The sequence below is a fragment of the Pseudarthrobacter sp. SSS035 genome (assembly GCF_023273875.1).
Classification (GTDB): Bacteria; Actinomycetota; Actinomycetes; order Actinomycetales; family Micrococcaceae; genus Arthrobacter.
Window position 1 is genome coordinate 2,665,067 of the sequence record NZ_CP096882.1, and the last position, 16,744, is coordinate 2,681,810.

A 16,744-nucleotide genomic window follows, 5' to 3' on the forward strand; every position below is an offset into this window, starting at 1 on the left:
TCCTAGCGGGTGGCCTGGGTGGCGGCAGGACGGACGGAAGTCGCGGCCAGATGTTCGCGGAAGCCGAGTCGGGGCACGAAGCGGCCCACGGGACCGGGGTCGTGGAACCCGTCGCTGTCCACCACCACGCGTCCGGCGGAGACAACGACAGCGGGCCAGCCCGTGAGCGTCCGGCCGTCGAACGGGGAGAAGTCGGTGCCCATGTGCAGGGCGTCGCCGTCGACGGTTCTTTCCTCGGCTGGATCGAAGATGACCAGGTCGGCGTCGAACCCGGGGGCTATAGTTCCCTTGCGGGGAAGGGCGTTGATGCGGGCGGGGCCGGCGGCGAAGACTTCGACGAAGTCCTCGACCCGGGCGTCGCGGGCTCCTTCCATCAGGGCGGTGAATGTGACGGGCATCCGGGTTTCGACGCCCGGGAGTCCGTGCGGCATTTCGCGGATGTCGTCCGGGCGCTCCCGCTTTTGCGTGAGGTCGTAGCAGGAGTGGTCGGAGGCAACGGTGTGGATGGCGCCGTCGGCAAGCCGTTCCCGGAGCGCGGCGACGGTCTGCGGGCTGCGCATGGGCGGGCAGCAGGCGTACCACTCCGGCATCACCGATCCGTAGACGCTGTCGTCGAGGGTGAGGTAGTGGGGACAGGTCTCGGAGTAGGCCTCCTGGCGCCGGCCGCGCGCCTCGGTCACCAGATCCACGGCTCCGGGAGTGGACTGGTGCACAAAGTAGACGGGCGCGCCGGCGTATTCAGCCATGGCCAGGGTTTCCTTGACCGAGACCTCTTCGGCCAGTTCCGGGCGGGTGCGGTGCAGGTGTTCGACGCCGATCCGGCCGTCGTCCGCGTGCTGCTGCGTGCAGTCCGCGATGATGGGGTCGTGCTCGGCATGGATGTAGGTGAGGCCGTCCAGGCGGACCATCTCGCGCATGACCTTCAGGATGGTGTCCCCGTCCGCCATGGTGGTGCCGCGGTTGGTGGTGTACATCTTGACGGACCGGACGCCCTCGGCGGCGAGCTGCTCCAGCTGCCAGGGCACCGTTTCGTCCCAGCTGACCACGGAGCCGTGCAGCGCGACGTCACACCGGGACTCCCGGGCCAGCGCCTTCTTGGAAAGCACGGCGTCCAGCGGGGTTTCCCGGGCGTCCCGGGGAATGCCGAAGTCGATGATGGTGGTGGTGCCGCCCCACAAAGCGGCCGTCGACGTGGTCCGGTAGTCATCGAGGGTGCGGAACCGCCCGGTTATCTGGGCCACGTGGCAGTGTCCGTCCACGCCGCCGGGAATGACCAGCAGGCCGGCGGCATCGATGACGCGCGTAGCGGTGGGGACGGGCTCGGCGGCGTCCACCAGTTGGTCGATGCGGCCCTCCCGGACCACAACGTGGGCCCGGTGGCGGCCGAAGCTGTTGACCACGGTGCCGTTGGCAATGACGAGTTCTGGGGTGTCGGACATCGGTGTCCTCCTAAATAGAAAGTGGCTAGTTGGCCTGTGCGGGCGCGGCCGGCTGGGTGACGCCGCGCCGGGCAGGATCGTGCGCGGACGCATTCTGCGCGGTAGTGAGTGCGGCGTCCAGGTTCTCGGTGAGGCCGCGGCGGGACTTGGCCGGCGGCGGTGCGAAGGCGCCTGCGCGGTGCGGTCCGGAATCGAGCCCAACAACCGCTTCTGCCATGCGGATGCCTGCGGAGATACCGTCCACCACGGGGACGCCGATCTGCCCGCGGAGTTCGCGGGCCAGGCCGGCGAGCGGTGCTCCGGCGAGGATCACGACGTCGGCCCCGTCCTCCGTGACGGCCTGGTGGCTGAGTGCCAGCAGGGTTGCCTTGAAGTCCTGCTGTACCGAGGCGATGCCGTGGAGGGCTTCGTTGATGGAGCGGATCGATGCCAGACGGCCGCCGAGCCCGAAGCGCTCCACGCAGTCCTGGTACCAGGGCCGGATCCGGTCCGAGATGGCGATGATGGAGAACCGGTGGCCCTGCAGGGCGGCTGCGCAGAGTGCCGCCTCGGTGATTCCGATAACGGGGATGTCGGTGAGTTCCTTCAGTGCGGGCATCCCGGGGTCGCCGAAGGCGGCCACCACAACGCCGTCGATGCTGGCGCCGTCACGGGTGTACTCGGCGACGATTTCGGCGACGGCTCCGGCCGCGACCAGGGATTCAAAGCGGGTTTCAATGTATTCCACGCCGTACCCGGCGGTCCGGACCACAAGTTCTGTTCCGGGGGAGGCGGAGCGGAGGGCCTCCGCTTCGATCAGGGCGGTAACGTCGTCGCTGATGTTGGGGTTGATGACAAGGAGTTTCATAAGTTCTTCCGATGAAGGGCGGGTTCTGTCCGGCTGAAATCCTCCGGAAACTGTTCGCGGTATTTGCCGATGTGCGACGCCGATTGGGCGGCTGCCCGTTCCGGGTCGCCGCTGGCGATGGCGGCGTAGAGGTCGCGGTGTTCTTCGATCAGCTCCGGAAGGTCGCTGACGTGGCGGAAGAGCCAGTGCATGCGGCCCTGGAGCGGTTCCAGCGCGGACTTGAGGAAGCCGTTGTCCGCGATCCGGGTGATGGCATCGTGGAATTCGCTGTTGGCCCGGTGGGCTTCCATGATGGCACCCTTGGCCAGGCAGCGGTCTGCTTCGTCCAGCAGCCCTTTGAGGCCGCTGAGGTCTTCGGGCGTGGCGCGGGAGGCGGCCAGGCGGCAGGCAAGCACCTCAAGGGACTGCCTGACATCGAAGAGGTCCTCGACGTCTTTGGGACTCAGGGTGCTGACCTCGGCTCCGCGGGCGCCCCTGTCGCTGATGAGCCCTTCCTGGCGCAGCATGCGGAGCGCTTCGCGGACGGGAAGCCGTGACACGTTGAATTCGGCGGCGAGGTCGCGTTCCACCAGCCTGGTGCCGGGAACGTAATGCCCTTCGAAGATCCTGTTGCGGAGGGTGTCCCGGACAGCCTCCCGAAGGGGGCGTTCCTTGTCCTGGGTTTCTTCTGCGCTGTGCATGCTTCTCCACTTTCGGTTCTTGTCTGGCGTTGCGTTCCCGGCTTCAGCAACAGGTGCGTGTGGCTAGCTTAGACAGGTAGCCGCTTGTTGTAGTTCAGGGTCAGGACGGATACCCCCATGATGATCGCGGATCCCACGAAGTACAGCAGCGCCCAGGTGTAGGAGCCGGTGGCGCCGACAATCAGGCCGACCGCAATCGGGGTCACGAAGCCGGAGATGTTGCCGCTGAAGTTCATTGCCCCGCCCAGGACGCCGGCGTTGGTCCGGCCGCCCAGGATGGAGGGGATGCTCCAGAACAGGCCCACCCAGCGGAGGAAGAACATGACCACGGACAGGAGGACGACGGCGGTGGTGGGGTCGGACACGACGGTGACGCCGATCAGGCCGCCGATCACCACCACACTGGAAGTGCCCAGAAGCGTGCGCATCACACGGTTGGCGGAGGCGCCGGTGGACTGCCACTTGTCGGCGATCGCACCGCCCAGGATTTCGCCGACAAAGCCGGCGCCGAAGATCACGAACGTGGACCAGCCGATGGTCTTGAGGTCGAAGCCCTTGTCCTGGGCCAGGTACAGCGGTCCCCAGGTCAGCAGTCCGTAGAAGACGCCGTTGAAGCCCAGCCAGCCGAGGCACATGGCCCAGAAGGAGCGGAATTTCAGGTACGGCAGAAGGGCGCGCTTGCCCTTGCTGCCGTCGAGCTCGGCCGCAGCGTCCTCTGCAGCGTGGGAGGCTTCAATGTATTCGGCCTCGGCGTCGTTGACCCCGCGGTGCAGGCGGGGATTGTCGCGGACGTACCACCAGACCGCCAGGCCCATCAGGACCGTGGCGGCGCCGGCGATGATGAACGCGAGGCGCCAGCTGCCGGTGGAGGCGATCAGGCCGGCAATGATGATGCCGCCCAGGCCGGCGCCAAGAGGCGCGCCGGCGTCGAGGATGGTGGCGCCGCGTCCGCGCTCCGACTTGTGCATCCAGATCGCGTTGAGCTTGCCGCCGGCCGGCATGACACCGGCTTCCGTGACGCCGATGCCCAGCCGGGCAATGAACATGCTGAGGAAGCCGCCGGCCAGGCCCGAGGCGGCCGTGGCGGCGCCCCAGCCGACGCAGGACGCCGTCATGACCTTGCGGGGACCGAACTTATCGATCAAGAGGCCTACCGGGACCTGCATCAGCGCGTAGGTCCAGAAGAAGGCGGAGAGCAGGAGGCCCACGAGCTCGGGGGCGAGATTGAATTCCTTCTGGATGATGGGCAGGGCCACCGAGATGGAGCCCCTGTCGATGTAGTTGACGGCGACGAGGACCAGCAGGAGCAGGAACATTTTCCAGCGGACGTTGGTGCGACGTTGCACGCCGTCCTTGCCGGTTTTGTCGTCGGGGAGCGGTACAGCGGTTTCAGTATTTTGAAGAGACACAACTTCTCCTTTGCAGAGAGGGAGATTGCAGACGGGAAGAAAGGCTTGGGTGTTCGCGGGGCAGGAGGCCGCTGGTGGGGCGTCCTGGAGCCTAAATCCGGAGAAGCCGGGCCATGAACTGTGGCCTGGGATCCGGTTCGCGATCTTTTGGGATCCCAATTTGGGATCCCAAAATTCAGAATAGAAGTGACCCGTACCACTGTCAAGGAATTTGTTCCGTTATGGCCCACCCGGGCCAAATCACCGATTGTGACTGCGGCCGGTGTGTGGATCCTGGGCGCGCGAAAGGGCCCGCGGCATCGCCGCGGACCCTTCCTGTTGTCGCAGTTCCAGTAGCGCCGGTGGGCTCAGCTGCCCCGGTACGTGGAATAGGCGAAGGGGCTGAGCAGGAGCGGCACGTGGTAGTGCGCCTCCGATTCCACCACGCCAAACGTGAGGGTCACCTCCGGGAAGAACGTTTCGGTGCCGCTGGCGGCGAAGTACTTGCCCGTGTCGAATGCCAGGCGGTAGGTCCCCGACGGCAGCCGCTCCGGCCCCAGCTCTTTGATGCGTCCGTCCGCGTCGGTGGCGCCCTCTGCGATCGGGACCCAGCGCTCGCCGTCGAGCACGTGGAGGGTAACCGGGACCTCGGCCGCCGGCTTTCCGGAGCCGGTATCGAGTACATGGGTGGTGACGTGGGAGGTGCTCATCTGCCGATCAGTCCTTCGAGTCGGAGCACTGCGATTTCCCGCAACTGCTGGCCAATGATTGCTTGTTCTGCTTCGGGGGTGTTGCCGAGCCTGGTGTTGAGGACGGCCAGGATCTCCTCGCGGCTGCGGCCCGCGGCGCGGATCAGGAACACCTGCCCGAACTTTTCCTCGTAGGCCCGGTTGCCTTCCGCCAGGGCCCCGGCGACGGCCGCGTCGGCCACGCCCAGTCCGGCCTGTTCCGACTGGGACAGCTTCGCTTCGGCGCTGTCGCCCTGCGCCCGCTCGCCGATCCGCGGATGGTGGGCGAGGGCCGCTTCGATCTCCGCCGGAGTGAAGGGGTTGGCTGCGCCGCCGCCCGCCGCGAGGAGCGCATCGGGGCTGGAATAGGGCCGCGCGTCGGCGAGCTCGTCGATCCAGCGTTGGATGTCCAGGCAGGGACGCAGGAAATCGGCAGCCTCCGGGCGGGCGGCCGTGTTGAACTGTTCAAGGTGCATAAAACAGATCCTCGTGTTTTGATGCTGGCATCCACGGTGTAGGGCTATGCGGACACTGATTCCGCATCATGGAACTGTTATTTCAGCATATGCAAAAGTCAACCGCACGTGCCTGTTGGTGTCAACTGCCGGGGCGCGGCTTGAGTAATACGGGAACAGGAAGCGGACGACGGCGGGAGGTCCCCGCCGTCGTCCGTCTTGCGTTTTGTCACTGCTGAGGACGGTTTTGCCGAGATGGGCCAGGAGATTCCCCTGCGCACGTTCGCCGGAATGGGGTCCGACATGAATGTCGGACCCCTCTGCCATGCTGTGCCTATGGAAATCGGTGCGGTTATCGGTGCGGTTATCGGTGCGGGAGGCAGGGCCGCAGTGACGGCTGCCGTCGTGTCGGTGGCCGGACTGGCCGGTCAGCTTGCCGGGGTTGTTGCCTGCCCTTCGTCCCTGCCAAACCACACGGACCACACCGCTGATGTTGATCCGTTGCGGGAGTTCTCGGAGGCATGCCTGGAAGGGCTGGGCGTACTGGCGCGGGTCGAGTCGGCGACGGCGGCGGCGAAGATCCGGCTGCTGGCCGCCTACGCGGAGGCCGCAGCAGCGCTGGAGGCCCCGCCCGCCAGTGCATATGAGGCGTCGGCGCAGGAGATGTCCTTGGTGGCAGAAGTGGCGTGCGTACTCACCATCGGCGAACGCGCCTCATCCTCCCTTTTGGGGGAGGCCCATGCGCTGACTACGTCCCTGCCGGCCGCTTTGGACGCGCTTCAGGCCGGGACCATCGCCTGGCAGCACGCCCGGATTATGGTCGACGAAACCGCTGGCCTACCCCCGGCGGCCGTTTCGGCCTTGGAATCGCATTTCTTCGACCCGGGGGCGCCGGACGGCGCCCGCTGTGCCACGCCCGGCGAATTGGTGCCCTCCCGGTTCCGGCGGAAAGTCCGGGCATGGCGCGAACGCCACCACCCCGAATCCCTGGAGAAGCGACATGCAAAGAGCGTGGCGGACCGTCGAATGGAATATACCCCGGACCGGGACGGCATGGGCTGGATTTCGCTCTACCTTCCCGGTGACACGGCTTGCGCAATATGGAACAAGGCCTCTGCCCTGGGCCGTGGGCTGCAGGGCGCTGACGAGTCGCGCACACTCACCCAGATCCGGGCTGACATGGCTGCGGGGCTGCTGCTGGGCAGTGCCAGCCAGCAGCCAGGTGAGGTGACCTCCCGCAAGGCTGACGTCCTGGTGACCGTCCCCGTGTTTTCCCTCCTCGGGCTCACTGAGGAACCCGCGGAGGTGGATGGGTTCGGGCCGGTCCCGGCGTCGATCGCGCGTAGGCTCGTTGCCGATGGTGCCAGCTCGTTCTACCGGGTCCTGGTTGACCCGCGGGATGGAGCGTCACTGGAGATCGGCCGCACGAGTTACCGGCTCCCCGAATCCTTGAAACGGTGGCTCAGGATGCGGGACGGTGCCTGCACCTTCCCCGGCTGCAGCAACCAGTCCCTGGACAACGAGAACGACCACCTGACAGCCTGGCAGGACGGCGGGACCACCGGGATCAGCAACCTCGGACAGGTCTGCCCGAAACACCACCGCCTCAAACACACATCCGCCTGGACGCCTGCGCAGGCAACGCACAATGAACCACCTGGCTGGATTTCACCAACCGGCCGGCACTACCCACCCGAACAACAGGACCGTGAACCTACGCACTGGCCACCTGGCTGCACACCCCACGCTCCCAGCCCACTCGAACATGCCACCATGATGTATCTCGCCGCCTGAGCACCGTGGCCGTTGTTGTGGTGTGCCCCGTCAACTCTCCTGCCTGCATAAGCGGAGCAGTCCTCGGCGCCCGTCTCAAGGTAAATGCGCTCAAGGTTCCCGGGCGCGGGCGCAAGCGGACGACGGCGGGAGGTCCCGTCGTCGTCCGCTGTTGCTGTTCCAGGGGGCGCGGCTCAGGCGAGCCTGCGCCGGATCAGGGCCGACGCCTGGTCAACCACCACGATCAGGACGAGCACCACGATGATGTGCGTGAGCATCTGATCGAACTGGAACGACTTGATTGCCTGGTTGATGAGCAGGCCCACGCCGCCGGCGCCCACCAGGCCCAGGACCAGCGAGGAACGCACATTCACGTCGAACCGGTAGAGCAGCAGGCCCACAAACTGGGGGACCACCAGCGGGATGCTCGCGTGGAACGTCTGCTGCAGTTTGCTGGCACCGGCGGAGGCAAGCGCCTGGACCGGCCCCTGATCGCTCTCCTCCATCGCTTCGGCCCAGAGCTTCCCCATCACACCGGTGTTGTGGCAGATCAGGGCCAGCACGCCGGCGAACGGGCCCAGGCCCACAGCGGTGACAAAGATCAGGGCAAAAACAACGTCAGGAACCGCCCGGAAGAAGGACAGCACGGCACGCGCCGCCTGGTATACGACGGGATGCGGAGTAGTGGTTTCCGACGCCAGCGCGGCCAGCAGGAGGGCGGTGGGAATGGACAGGGTGGTGCCCAGCAGCCCGATCCACAGCGTCACAAGCGTTGCTTCCAGGCTGGGCTTCAGCACCTTCTCCCAGTCCAGGTCCGGCGGGAACGCCTCGGCGAGGAACCGTCCCATGCCCTGGGCGCCGTCAACCAGCAGCGCCGGTTTGAACTCGGTGCTCTCGAGGGCGATGACGTGCAGGAGAATAAGGACCACGACGGCGGTGGCGGTGGTCCCGGTGCGGGTCCACTGACGCCGTGCCCGGGGGAGCGCGGGGGCGCTCATGCCGCAACCCTGTCCGGTGCGTACAGCGTGTCCAGGACATCGTCCGTCAAGCCGGCCAGGCCGCCGTCGAACACAATCCTTCCCTTGAGGAGACCGATGGCGCGGTCCGCGTAACGGATCGCGAGGTCCGGCTGGTGGAGCACCGCAGCGACGGCGAGGTTCTCCGTGTGGGCAAGCTCGGCCAGCAGCGCCATGACCTGTTCAGCCGCGTGCGGGTCCAGGGCGGAGACAGGTTCGTCCGCGAGCAGCACCGAAGCGCGCTGGCAGAGGGCCCGGGCAATCGCGACGCGCTGCTGCTGCCCGCCGGACAGCTTCCCGGTCCGTTCAAGGGCAACTCCGGCCAGGCCTACGCGGTCCAGGCATGCCATGGCTTCCTCCTTCAATTCTTTGGCAAAAAACGCCGGGCTGACTGACGCGAGTCCGCGAACCCGCAGGAGTCCGCCGGAGCAGACGTTGTCCAGGGCCGTCCGGCGCGGGACAAGATGGATCTTCTGGAAGACCATGGCGGCCTGGCTGCGTGCCAAGATCTGGGCCCGGCCCTGGAGCGTCCCCAGGTCCTTGCCCTGGACGCGGATGGTGCCGGCGTCCGGACGGGTCAGCCCGATGACGCACTTGAGCGTGGTGGATTTTCCCGAACCGTTGGCACCCAGGAAGGCCAACAGTTCCCCTGACCGGACGGTGAAATCGACGCCGTCCAGCACCGTGGTCCCGCCGTAGGCCTTGGTCAGGCCTGCTACCTGGACAGCGGTCACAGGTCTTCCTCGGTGAGCCCCATGGTGGCGGCGAGATCGAACAGCGGCTGGTAGGTCTCCTTGGTGACGGCCAGCAGCGGTCCCGGAGGCGTGACGTCCAGGAAGGCGCCCACTTCTGCGATGGCCTCGGCGGGGAGATTCACCAGCGCGTCGCGGACGGCTTCCTTGAGGGCCGGGTCAGCGTTGCCGCGGATGGTGATGGGATCGTTGGGGATGGCGTCCGAGATCCAGACCTGGCGGAAGTCCTCCGGCTTGAAGGTGCCCGCGGCGGTGGCTGAGGCAAGGGTCTGGGAGTTGATCTCGGCGGCGTCCACCGTCCCGTTGGTCAGGGCCAGCAGCGCTTCGGGATGCCCGCCGGCGTAGCTGATGTCCAGGTCGGATTCGCTGATGCCGGCCTTCTTCAGGCCATAGCGGGGGAGGACATCGCCGGAGGTGGAGCCGATGCCGCCGAGTGCCACATCCTTGCCCTTGAGGTCGTTGATCGACTGGATGGCCGAGTCCTTGGGCACCCAGATGCCGGCAGTGTAGGTGCTGAGCTCGCCGTCGGCCGTTCCAAAGGAGGCGATGGGCTCCGCTCCCGCCTTGGTGCTGGCGAAGACGTAACCCATGGGCCCGAACTGCCCGATGTCCAGGCGGTTGTTGGCCATGGCGAGCACCTCGGCCGAGTAGTCCTCCACAACCTGGACCTCCACCTCGCAGCCCAGCTTCTCCGCCATGGCGTCCGCGAGGACGCGGTAGGCGGGTTCGAGCTTGGCCGGGTCCTCATAGGGCTCGATGCCGAACTTGATGGGGCCCTCGGCGCAGTAGGCGGGGGTGTTCGCTGATGCGTTCTGGACGGCCGGGCTGGCGCAGGAGGACAGGCCGACGGTGGCGAGCAGGGCAGCCGGAATCAGGGCGAGGTAGCGGGTTTTCATGGGGATCCTTGGGGGTCTTGGGGGTCTTGGGGGAGGAAGCGGGGGAGTTGGTCTAGGGGAGGACGGCGACGTTGCGCGCCGCCAGGCCGAAGGAAACGGTCATGCCGATTCCCGCGGTGACGGACACGGCAGTGACGCCGGGGGTAATGCCGGCAACAAGGAGCGGGCCCACCTCGCTGGAGGCGTAAATGCCCTGCCAGCGTTCGGTGATGTCGAGGGATTCGACCCCCAGGACGCCCTGGATCCGGTCCAGCAGGAGCGCCGTGGTGGACTCTGCCAGGAAGGGGTCGGCGGTTTTCTGGTAGGCATGCGAGTCACCCAACAGCAGCGTGCCGTCCGGGCGCTGGGTGAACATGACGTTGGCGCCGATGTCCAGGAGACCCGGATCCTGCGCCTGGACCTCTGCGAGGAGCTCCCCCGCGGACGGCATCTCCACAAAGGCGCCGTAGCGGAGCATCGACGTGGCGGTCAGTACCGCCGGCTGGAGATCCAGCCCCTCCGGGCCTGCCGCGGCCGCCATCTGGAGCGAGCAGCGTTCGATCTTGTGCCCTTCGGCAAGTTCCGGGAAGAGCAGGTCCACGTCGTGGCCCACGCATACAAACACGTGGTCGGCTTCCACCTCGCCGCGGCTTGTCCGGACCAGGGCTGTCCGTTCGGTCCCCGCGCCAAACCCGAGGGCGGAGGCGTTCCAACGCACGGATGTGTCCTGACGCGAATCCAGCCAGGCGGCGAGGCTCGCCACCGTGGTCCGGGGATCGACTCTGAGGTCATCGCGCAGCCACGCGCCGCCGACGACGACGGGGCTTGTCGTTGCGTCCGGACCCTCACCAGCAGCCGCCCGCCCCAGCCGGGCGGACGTTTCCGCGGCGCTGAGCAGAACGATCTGGCCGGGCTCGCGGTGTTCTGCCAGCTCGTGCAGTACGCGAAGTTCTGTTGCGGTGCTCGCCACCACCACGGCTCCGGATTCGGTGGCCCAGAAGCCGGCTCGTTCGGAGAAGTCCAGCCAGTGCTTGCGGCCGGTGATGGCAAGTTCATACAAGTCGCCGGTCTGGGCGGTGATGCAGCAGTGTCCGAAGTTCCGGACGGAGGCGCCCACTGCGCGGTGATCGCGATCAATGACCAGCACGGAGAGCCCCCGATCGGCGGCAAGGGCGGCGTGGGCCAGGCCCACGATGCCGGCCCCGACCACCACCACGTCCACGGAGGACGGGAGGCTGCTGGCGGCTTGGTTTTGAAGGTTTTCGGTATTCACAAGATCGATAGTGGCCGCCCGGGGGCAGGCCGATCAAGCCAGATTGGCACTTGTTTGAACAAGTTTACGATTTGTTCATTGAAAGCCCGCGGAGTTAATGCCGTGTTCATTCGAGGGGGCCGAAATCCTTGGAAATCCCGCCAATCCAACTTGTATGATCAAGTCATGTCCCTTTCGCAGCTTCAGCCTCTCCACCAGCGCTTGACCGCCGAGCTTCGTACCCGGATCACGTCGGGCATGTGGCCTGAGGGGTTCCAGATTCCCAGCGAGGCAGAGCTTTGCCGGGAATTCGAAGCCTCCCGGGGAACCGTCCGGCAGGCTCTCGCGGCGCTGCGCACCGAGAGCCTCATTTTGGGCGGGCGCGGCAAGCAGCCGGTGGCCGGCCGGGCAGCGCTGTCCCAGCCGTTCACCACGTTTATGTCGTTTACGGAGTGGGCAAGATCCATTGGCAAGTCCCCGGGACAGCAGACCCGGGAGATTGCCCGCCGCCCGGCCTCGTCCGAAGTGGCAGCCCAGCTGGGCATCAAAGCGGGCGAGCCTGTGGTGGAGGTCCTGCGGCTGCGGCTCCTCGGGGACGCGCCGGCCATGGTGGAGCGGACCAGCTTTGTCCTCGACGTCGGCCGGCTGCTGTTCGACTTTGATACGGACAGCGGCTCCATCTTCAGCTTCCTGAAAAGCCAGGGCGTGGACCTGAGCCGGGGCCGGCACACCATCGACGCCGTGGCAGCCGAGGGACTGGACGTGGAACTGCTCGGCGTCGAACCCGGCGCACCCTTGCTCCGCGAGCGGCGCCTGACCTCATCCGCAGCCGGGGAGCCGATCGAATACTCCGACGACAGGTACATCCCCGGCCTGACCAACTTCACCATCGAAAACACCAGCGAGCACCGCGCCAACCTGGTCCGCGTGCCAACCACAGCCTAAGGAAACATCATAATGATTGAACTTGTAGCCCTCGACATGGCCGGAACCACCATCGACGAACACGGGGATGTCTACAGCGCCCTCGGGGAATCCGTCCGCGAGGCCGGCGCCGAGGTAACCCCCGAGGACCTCCAGGCCTGGATGGGTGCGGACAAGACCGAAGCCATCGCAGCGCTGCTGGAAATTGGCGGCATCGCCGCCGAATCCGGGTTCGTTGCGCACACGTTTGTCCGCTTCCAGGAGATCCTGGCGGCCCTCTACGCCGCGAACGCACCCGTTCCCCTGGACGGTGTTGAGGACGCGCTGCGGACCCTGAAGTCCATGGGCATCAAGGTGGCCCTGACCACCGGATTCTCGCGGGATGTGGCCGATCCGCTGCTGGCCACGCTGGGCTGGCGCGTGGGCGACGGCGAGCTGCTGGACGCCGTGGTCACCTCCGACGAAGTGCCCCGCGGACGCCCGGCTCCCCACATGATCCACCGCGCCATGGAGCGCACCGGTGTCCTGAACGTGGGCGCCGTGCTGGCGGCCGGCGACACCGTCGTCGATCTGCAAGCCGCGGCAAACGCCGGCGTGGCCGGCGTTGGCGTCCTGACCGGGAAGCTCGGCGCGGAGGAGCTGGGCCGCCACCCGCACCTGCGGATACTTCCCGGCGTGAAGGACCTCCCCGAATTGGTGGGCGCCCTGGCCGCCGGACGTTAGGAGAACACCGGGGAGTTCCGGGGTACCAGGACTTTGACCGCGGCCGGGACAATCTCCACGGTGGCCGGCAACGGGGCGATCATCTCGCCGTCGGCGTAGATGTTCAACGGCTTGTTGGCGCTGATGGTGACGCTGCTGCCTCGTGTGAAGCTGACGCCCGGAGTGTTCAGGTGCGTGCCCCGGAACGAGCGGAGGAAGGTGGCCGCGACGCGGAGGGCGGAGGCCCGCCCCAGCATGACCACGTCCAGGAGGCCGTCGTCCACCTTGGCCTCCGGGCAGATGCGCAGCCCTCCGCCGTATTGGCCCACGTTGCCCACCGCGACAAACCAGCCGGGGAAGGAAGTCTCCTTGCCGTCCACCGTAACGGTGAAGGTCACGTCCTTCCAGCCGGCGAATGCCTTCAGCCCGCCGTAGAGGTAGGTCAGGGAGCCGAGGTTCAGTCTTGTGCTGTTGCCCAGTTCATTGGCGACTCCGTCGAATCCGACGTTGGCCACGCCAAAGTAGGGGCGTCCGTTAACCACGCCCAGATCGAGGTCCCGCACCACCAGCTGGGGGATGTTGCGAACTGCTTGGACGGGGTCAGACCCCAGCCCGAGCCGGCGCGTGGTGTCATTCCCGCGGCCGCCGGCCAGCGGCAGGAGCACGGCGCCCGACTCTCGCGCTCCCGAAGCGGCCGCCCCCAGGAAACCGTCACCGCCCAGGACGGCCACAAGGCTTCCCGCCGCGGCTTCGCGGGTCTTCCACGTGGCCTCAGCCAGGCTCTCCGTGATGACGACGGCGGGCCTGAAGCCGGCCGCGCGGAGCGCCTCGGCGGCCGCGGGGCAAAGGCGAAGGCCCCTGCCCCGGCCTGACGTTGGGTTGACCAGAAGCAGTGCGTGGCCGCCGCCCGGTGTTGCCGTCATCCAGTGCCCCCTGTCGTCTTGATGCTAGCCCGTCCGCTCGGGCAGGGGTGCTGTCTGCAAGGAAAGCGGACGACGGCGGGTTGTCCCGCCGTCGTCCGCTTCCACAAGTGGGGGCTACTCCTCGATAGTCACGCCGCGCCAGAACGCGATCCGGTCCTCGATGGGCTTGGCCCGCGTCTTGGGCTCGCTGTAAAACCAGGCGGCGTCGACGTTCAGCTTCCCGTCCACCTCCAGCGTGTGGTAGCTGGCCTGGCCCTTCCACGGACAGACGGAATACATGTCGCTGTCCTTGAGATAGCCCGCATTGACGGCGTCGCGCGGGAAATAGTGGTTGCCTTCCACTACTACCGTGTCCGTGGACTCGGCAATGACTTGTCCGTTCCAGATAGCCCTGACCATGTGGTTCCGTTCTGTAGGAGGCCGCCGGCTGTGCGGGCGGCGGGTCGCAGTATGTCAACGGCCCGCGTGATGCCCTTTGTTCCCGGGCATCTCCGGGGAGCGGCCCCGGGCGTAGCGGCCTTCTCCGGTATCGTGGGTCCATGGTGCGGAACCTGGCCGATATCGGAGCTGAAGGCGTATTGCTCGCCGGGGCCGGCCGCGCCATTCTGCTGCAGATCGCGAACCCTGCAGTGGGCCATGGCGTCGCCGAACACAGCGACTTCATAGCCCGGCCGCTGGACCGTTTCCGCGCCACCGTCACCTACGTCTACGCTGTGGTTTACGGAACCGACGCCCAGGTTGCGGCCGTTCGCCGCAGCGTTAACCGGGCCCACTCCGCGGTCCGCCGCAAGCCCGACGCCGGCTCCCGCGGGTACAGCGCGTTCGATGCCCAGGCGCAATTATGGGTGGTGGCAACCCTGTACGACACCGCCATCACCATTTACGAGAAAATCTACGGCCCGCTCGACGACGAAGCGGCAGACCTCATGTACAGCGATTACGCAAGAATCGGCACCGTCCTGCAAGTGCCGGCGAACCTGTGGCCGGCAGACCGCGCAGCCTTCAGGACATACTGGGACACGTCCCTGCTGACGCTGGAGCTGGACGCCGTCACCGCCGGCGTCGGCCGCGACCTCCTGTACCCGCCAGCCGGGCCACTCTGGCTGCGGATGAGTATGCCGCTGATCCGGTTCATCACCGCCGGGCAGCTGCCGGACCACCTGCGCGCCGGCTTCGGGCTGCCCTGGAGCGACCGCCACGGCCGCCTGTTCGACAGGGCCACCCGGTGGTCTGCCCTGGTCTATCCCCGGCTGCCGCGGCCGGTCCGGCACTTCGTCAAGAACTACTGCCTGGACCGGCTCCGCACCTCGTAGCCCTGAAACACCATCTTCCGGCATCCCGGTGACGAATCCCTGTCATGAACTATTACAGCCCAGCGGCGCAGGAACGGGTTCGTGACGCCGCATACGATGCAGTGGAGAAAGTCCTGAACAGCATGTTCGAACCGTTGAACCGGCAGGCCCTCACGGCGCGCTGGAACCAGGCCTGCGAGGCCATGGCCAAACACCTGGAGGCGCGGGACACCGGCGAAGAGTAGACGCCCTACTTTCGGTCTCAAATAGGATTGACGGACTGTCGGGATCGAAAGGTTTTAGCCGTCCATGAAGGTCACCACCACAACGCTCCAGATGCTCCGTCCGCCCGCCTGGACGGCGCGCCCGCTGCCGGATGAGGCGAGGCTGGACCGGGCTGACGGGGTCACGCCGGAATATGCCCGTTTCCTCTATGGCCTGGTGGGCGGGCCGTGGCACTGGACGGATCGGCTCGAGTGGACACGGCAGCAGTGGGCCGGGGAGCTCGCCGTACCGGGGACGGAATTCTGGGTCCTCTATGGGGAGGGCATGCCGTGGGGTTATGTCCACCTTCAGCCCGTCGTTATAGGGGATGCAACGCACGTCGAGATCAGGTATTTCGGCCTCTCCGAGCAGGCGATCGGGCGGGGTCTTGGCGGCCGGCTGCTGGAACACGGCATCACGGCTGCATGGTCGCTGACCCAGCGCTTCGACCTCCCGCAGGTGTCCCGCGTCTGGGTCCACACTTGCACGCTGGACGGTCCCGCAGCCCTGGCAAACTACCAGTCCCGCGGGTTTGTGCCGTGCGGGACCGAAGAAGAGGACACGGAAGTGGCGGAGCAGCCGCTCGGCTCCTGGGTGGCCACCGGCGGTCGGTAATCTGCTGCAAACCCGCCAGCGGCCGTAGGCTGGAACCCACAAGTAGGTGACCGAAGGGGTGACAATGCCGGAGACGATGACCGCCGGGCTGCTGGGCGACGTGATGGCCGAGCTGGCCGTGCTTGAAGACCCGAAGATGCGCGAGGCGAACGAGAAGCGCGGCGACGACCACGGCGTGAACCTGTCCAAGCTGCGCGCCGTCGCGAAGCGGCTGAAGACCCAGCAGGAACTCGCCCGCGAACTCTGGGCCACGAATGACACTCCGGCCAGGTTGGTGGCGCTGCTGATCTGCCGGCCGAAGGCCTTCGAATGCGACGAACTGGACACCATGCTGCGGGAGGCGCGGGCACCCAAGGTGCATGACTGGCTGGTCAACTACGTGGTGAAGAAGAGCCCGCACGCGGAGGACCTCCGGGTGGCCTGGACTGCGGACCCGGATCCGGTGGTCGCCAGCGCCGGTTGGGCCCTGACCAGCGAACGGGTGGCGAAAAAGCCCGCAGGGCTCGACCTCCCTGGGCTGCTGGACACTATCGAGGCCCAGATGAAGGACGCCCCGGATCGGCTGCAGTGGGCCATGAACCACACGCTGGCCTTCATCGGGATCGAGCATCCCGAGCACCGGGCCCGGGCGCTCGATATCGGCGAACGGCTCGAGGTCCTCAAGGACTACCCGACGCCCCCGAACTGCACGTCACCGTTCGCGCCGATCTGGATCAACGAGATGGTGAGCCGCCAGGCCACCGCGTAAGGCTGTCAGCCCGGAAGCAAAACGAAAGCGGACGACGCCGGGAACCTCCCGCCGTCGTCCGCTTCAGTTTT

General features: G+C 66.8%; 19 protein-coding genes. 7 read left to right on the forward strand and 12 right to left on the reverse strand.

All coding sequences use genetic code 11. The features are described from left to right. Positions 1 to 2: 2 nt before the first annotated feature. The 6 genes from MUN23_RS12270 to uraD form a co-directional block, all read right to left on the reverse strand. On the reverse strand, positions 3 to 1,439 hold the full coding sequence (locus tag MUN23_RS12270) for an amidohydrolase family protein (RefSeq protein ID WP_248758531.1): 1,437 nt from the start codon (positions 1,437 to 1,439) through the stop codon (positions 3 to 5). A gap of 25 nt (positions 1,440 to 1,464) precedes the next feature. After that, positions 1,465 to 2,286, reverse strand: a complete 822-nt coding sequence (locus MUN23_RS12275; RefSeq protein WP_248758534.1) for an aspartate/glutamate racemase family protein — start codon at positions 2,284 to 2,286, stop codon at positions 1,465 to 1,467. Continuing rightward, positions 2,283 to 2,966, reverse strand: coding sequence for a GntR family transcriptional regulator (locus MUN23_RS12280; protein ID WP_248758536.1), 684 nt, complete (start codon positions 2,964 to 2,966; stop codon positions 2,283 to 2,285). Before MUN23_RS12280 ends, MUN23_RS12275 begins: the two co-directional genes overlap by 4 nt. A 68-nt stretch (positions 2,967 to 3,034) precedes the next feature. Then, entirely contained in the window at positions 3,035 to 4,375 is a 1,341-nt protein-coding gene (locus tag MUN23_RS12285) for an MFS transporter (RefSeq protein ID WP_248758539.1), read from the reverse strand. Between the two features lie 347 nt (positions 4,376 to 4,722). Further along, positions 4,723 to 5,064: a hydroxyisourate hydrolase gene (uraH, locus tag MUN23_RS12290; RefSeq protein ID WP_248758541.1), complete on the reverse strand. Its 342-nt coding sequence runs from the start codon at positions 5,062 to 5,064 to the stop codon at positions 4,723 to 4,725. Further along, complete coding sequence (gene uraD / locus MUN23_RS12295; protein ID WP_248758543.1) at positions 5,061 to 5,558, reverse strand: 2-oxo-4-hydroxy-4-carboxy-5-ureidoimidazoline decarboxylase; 498 nt, start codon at positions 5,556 to 5,558, stop codon at positions 5,061 to 5,063. The genes uraH and uraD overlap by 4 nt, the downstream gene beginning before the upstream one ends. A 315-nt stretch (positions 5,559 to 5,873) precedes the next feature. Here uraD and MUN23_RS12300 point away from each other — a divergent pair, with 315 nt between their 5' ends. Further along, positions 5,874 to 7,331 (forward strand): HNH endonuclease signature motif containing protein, encoded by a 1,458-nt coding sequence (locus tag MUN23_RS12300; RefSeq protein ID WP_248764073.1) that lies wholly within the window; start codon positions 5,874 to 5,876, stop codon positions 7,329 to 7,331. Positions 7,332 to 7,504: 173 nt separating this feature from the next. On the opposite strand, the gene phnE is transcribed toward MUN23_RS12300, so the two are convergent. The 4 genes from phnE to MUN23_RS12320 are packed head-to-tail and all read right to left on the reverse strand — an operon-like array spanning position 7,505 to position 11,226. Continuing rightward, positions 7,505 to 8,308, reverse strand: coding sequence for a phosphonate ABC transporter, permease protein PhnE (gene phnE, locus MUN23_RS12305; protein WP_248758545.1), 804 nt, complete (start codon positions 8,306 to 8,308; stop codon positions 7,505 to 7,507). Continuing rightward, a complete protein-coding gene (locus tag MUN23_RS12310; protein WP_248758547.1) occupies positions 8,305 to 9,060 on the reverse strand; it encodes a phosphonate ABC transporter ATP-binding protein in 756 nt (251 codons plus the stop codon). Before MUN23_RS12310 ends, phnE begins: the two co-directional genes overlap by 4 nt. Then, positions 9,057 to 9,974 (reverse strand): phosphate/phosphite/phosphonate ABC transporter substrate-binding protein, encoded by a 918-nt coding sequence (locus MUN23_RS12315; protein WP_248758549.1) that lies wholly within the window; start codon positions 9,972 to 9,974, stop codon positions 9,057 to 9,059. The genes MUN23_RS12310 and MUN23_RS12315 overlap by 4 nt, the downstream gene beginning before the upstream one ends. A gap of 52 nt (positions 9,975 to 10,026) precedes the next feature. Then, entirely contained in the window at positions 10,027 to 11,226 is a 1,200-nt protein-coding gene (locus tag MUN23_RS12320) for a TIGR03364 family FAD-dependent oxidoreductase (RefSeq protein ID WP_248758551.1), read from the reverse strand. 165 nt (positions 11,227 to 11,391) lie between these two features. Here MUN23_RS12320 and MUN23_RS12325 point away from each other — a divergent pair, with 165 nt between their 5' ends. Both MUN23_RS12325 and MUN23_RS12330 read left to right on the forward strand, forming a co-directional pair. Further along, positions 11,392 to 12,150, forward strand: coding sequence for a GntR family transcriptional regulator (locus MUN23_RS12325; protein ID WP_248758556.1), 759 nt, complete (start codon positions 11,392 to 11,394; stop codon positions 12,148 to 12,150). A gap of 12 nt (positions 12,151 to 12,162) precedes the next feature. Beyond that, complete coding sequence (locus MUN23_RS12330; protein WP_248758558.1) at positions 12,163 to 12,852, forward strand: phosphonatase-like hydrolase; 690 nt, start codon at positions 12,163 to 12,165, stop codon at positions 12,850 to 12,852. Here MUN23_RS12330 and MUN23_RS12335 read toward each other — a convergent pair. Then, the gene (locus MUN23_RS12335) at positions 12,849 to 13,754 is read right to left on the reverse strand and encodes a diacylglycerol kinase family protein (RefSeq protein WP_248758560.1); all 906 of its coding nucleotides are present in this window, start codon (positions 13,752 to 13,754) and stop codon (positions 12,849 to 12,851) included. The two genes, MUN23_RS12330 and MUN23_RS12335, sit on opposite strands and share 4 nt — an antisense overlap. A gap of 114 nt (positions 13,755 to 13,868) precedes the next feature. Continuing rightward, positions 13,869 to 14,153 (reverse strand): DUF427 domain-containing protein, encoded by a 285-nt coding sequence (locus MUN23_RS12340; protein ID WP_248758562.1) that lies wholly within the window; start codon positions 14,151 to 14,153, stop codon positions 13,869 to 13,871. A gap of 140 nt (positions 14,154 to 14,293) precedes the next feature. On the opposite strand from MUN23_RS12340, the gene MUN23_RS12345 reads away from it, so the two are divergent. The 4 genes from MUN23_RS12345 to MUN23_RS12360 all read left to right on the forward strand — a co-directional run bounded on the left by MUN23_RS12345 (position 14,294) and on the right by MUN23_RS12360 (position 16,673). Further along, positions 14,294 to 15,067, forward strand: a complete 774-nt coding sequence (locus MUN23_RS12345; RefSeq protein ID WP_248758568.1) for an oxygenase MpaB family protein — start codon at positions 14,294 to 14,296, stop codon at positions 15,065 to 15,067. Positions 15,068 to 15,111: 44 nt separating this feature from the next. Beyond that, positions 15,112 to 15,291 (forward strand): hypothetical protein, encoded by a 180-nt coding sequence (locus MUN23_RS12350; protein WP_160674609.1) that lies wholly within the window; start codon positions 15,112 to 15,114, stop codon positions 15,289 to 15,291. 64 nt (positions 15,292 to 15,355) lie between these two features. Then, complete coding sequence (locus MUN23_RS12355; RefSeq protein WP_248758570.1) at positions 15,356 to 15,925, forward strand: GNAT family N-acetyltransferase; 570 nt, start codon at positions 15,356 to 15,358, stop codon at positions 15,923 to 15,925. 64 nt (positions 15,926 to 15,989) lie between these two features. Then, positions 15,990 to 16,673 (forward strand): DNA alkylation repair protein, encoded by a 684-nt coding sequence (locus MUN23_RS12360; protein ID WP_248758572.1) that lies wholly within the window; start codon positions 15,990 to 15,992, stop codon positions 16,671 to 16,673. Positions 16,674 to 16,744: the final 71 nt, after the last annotated feature.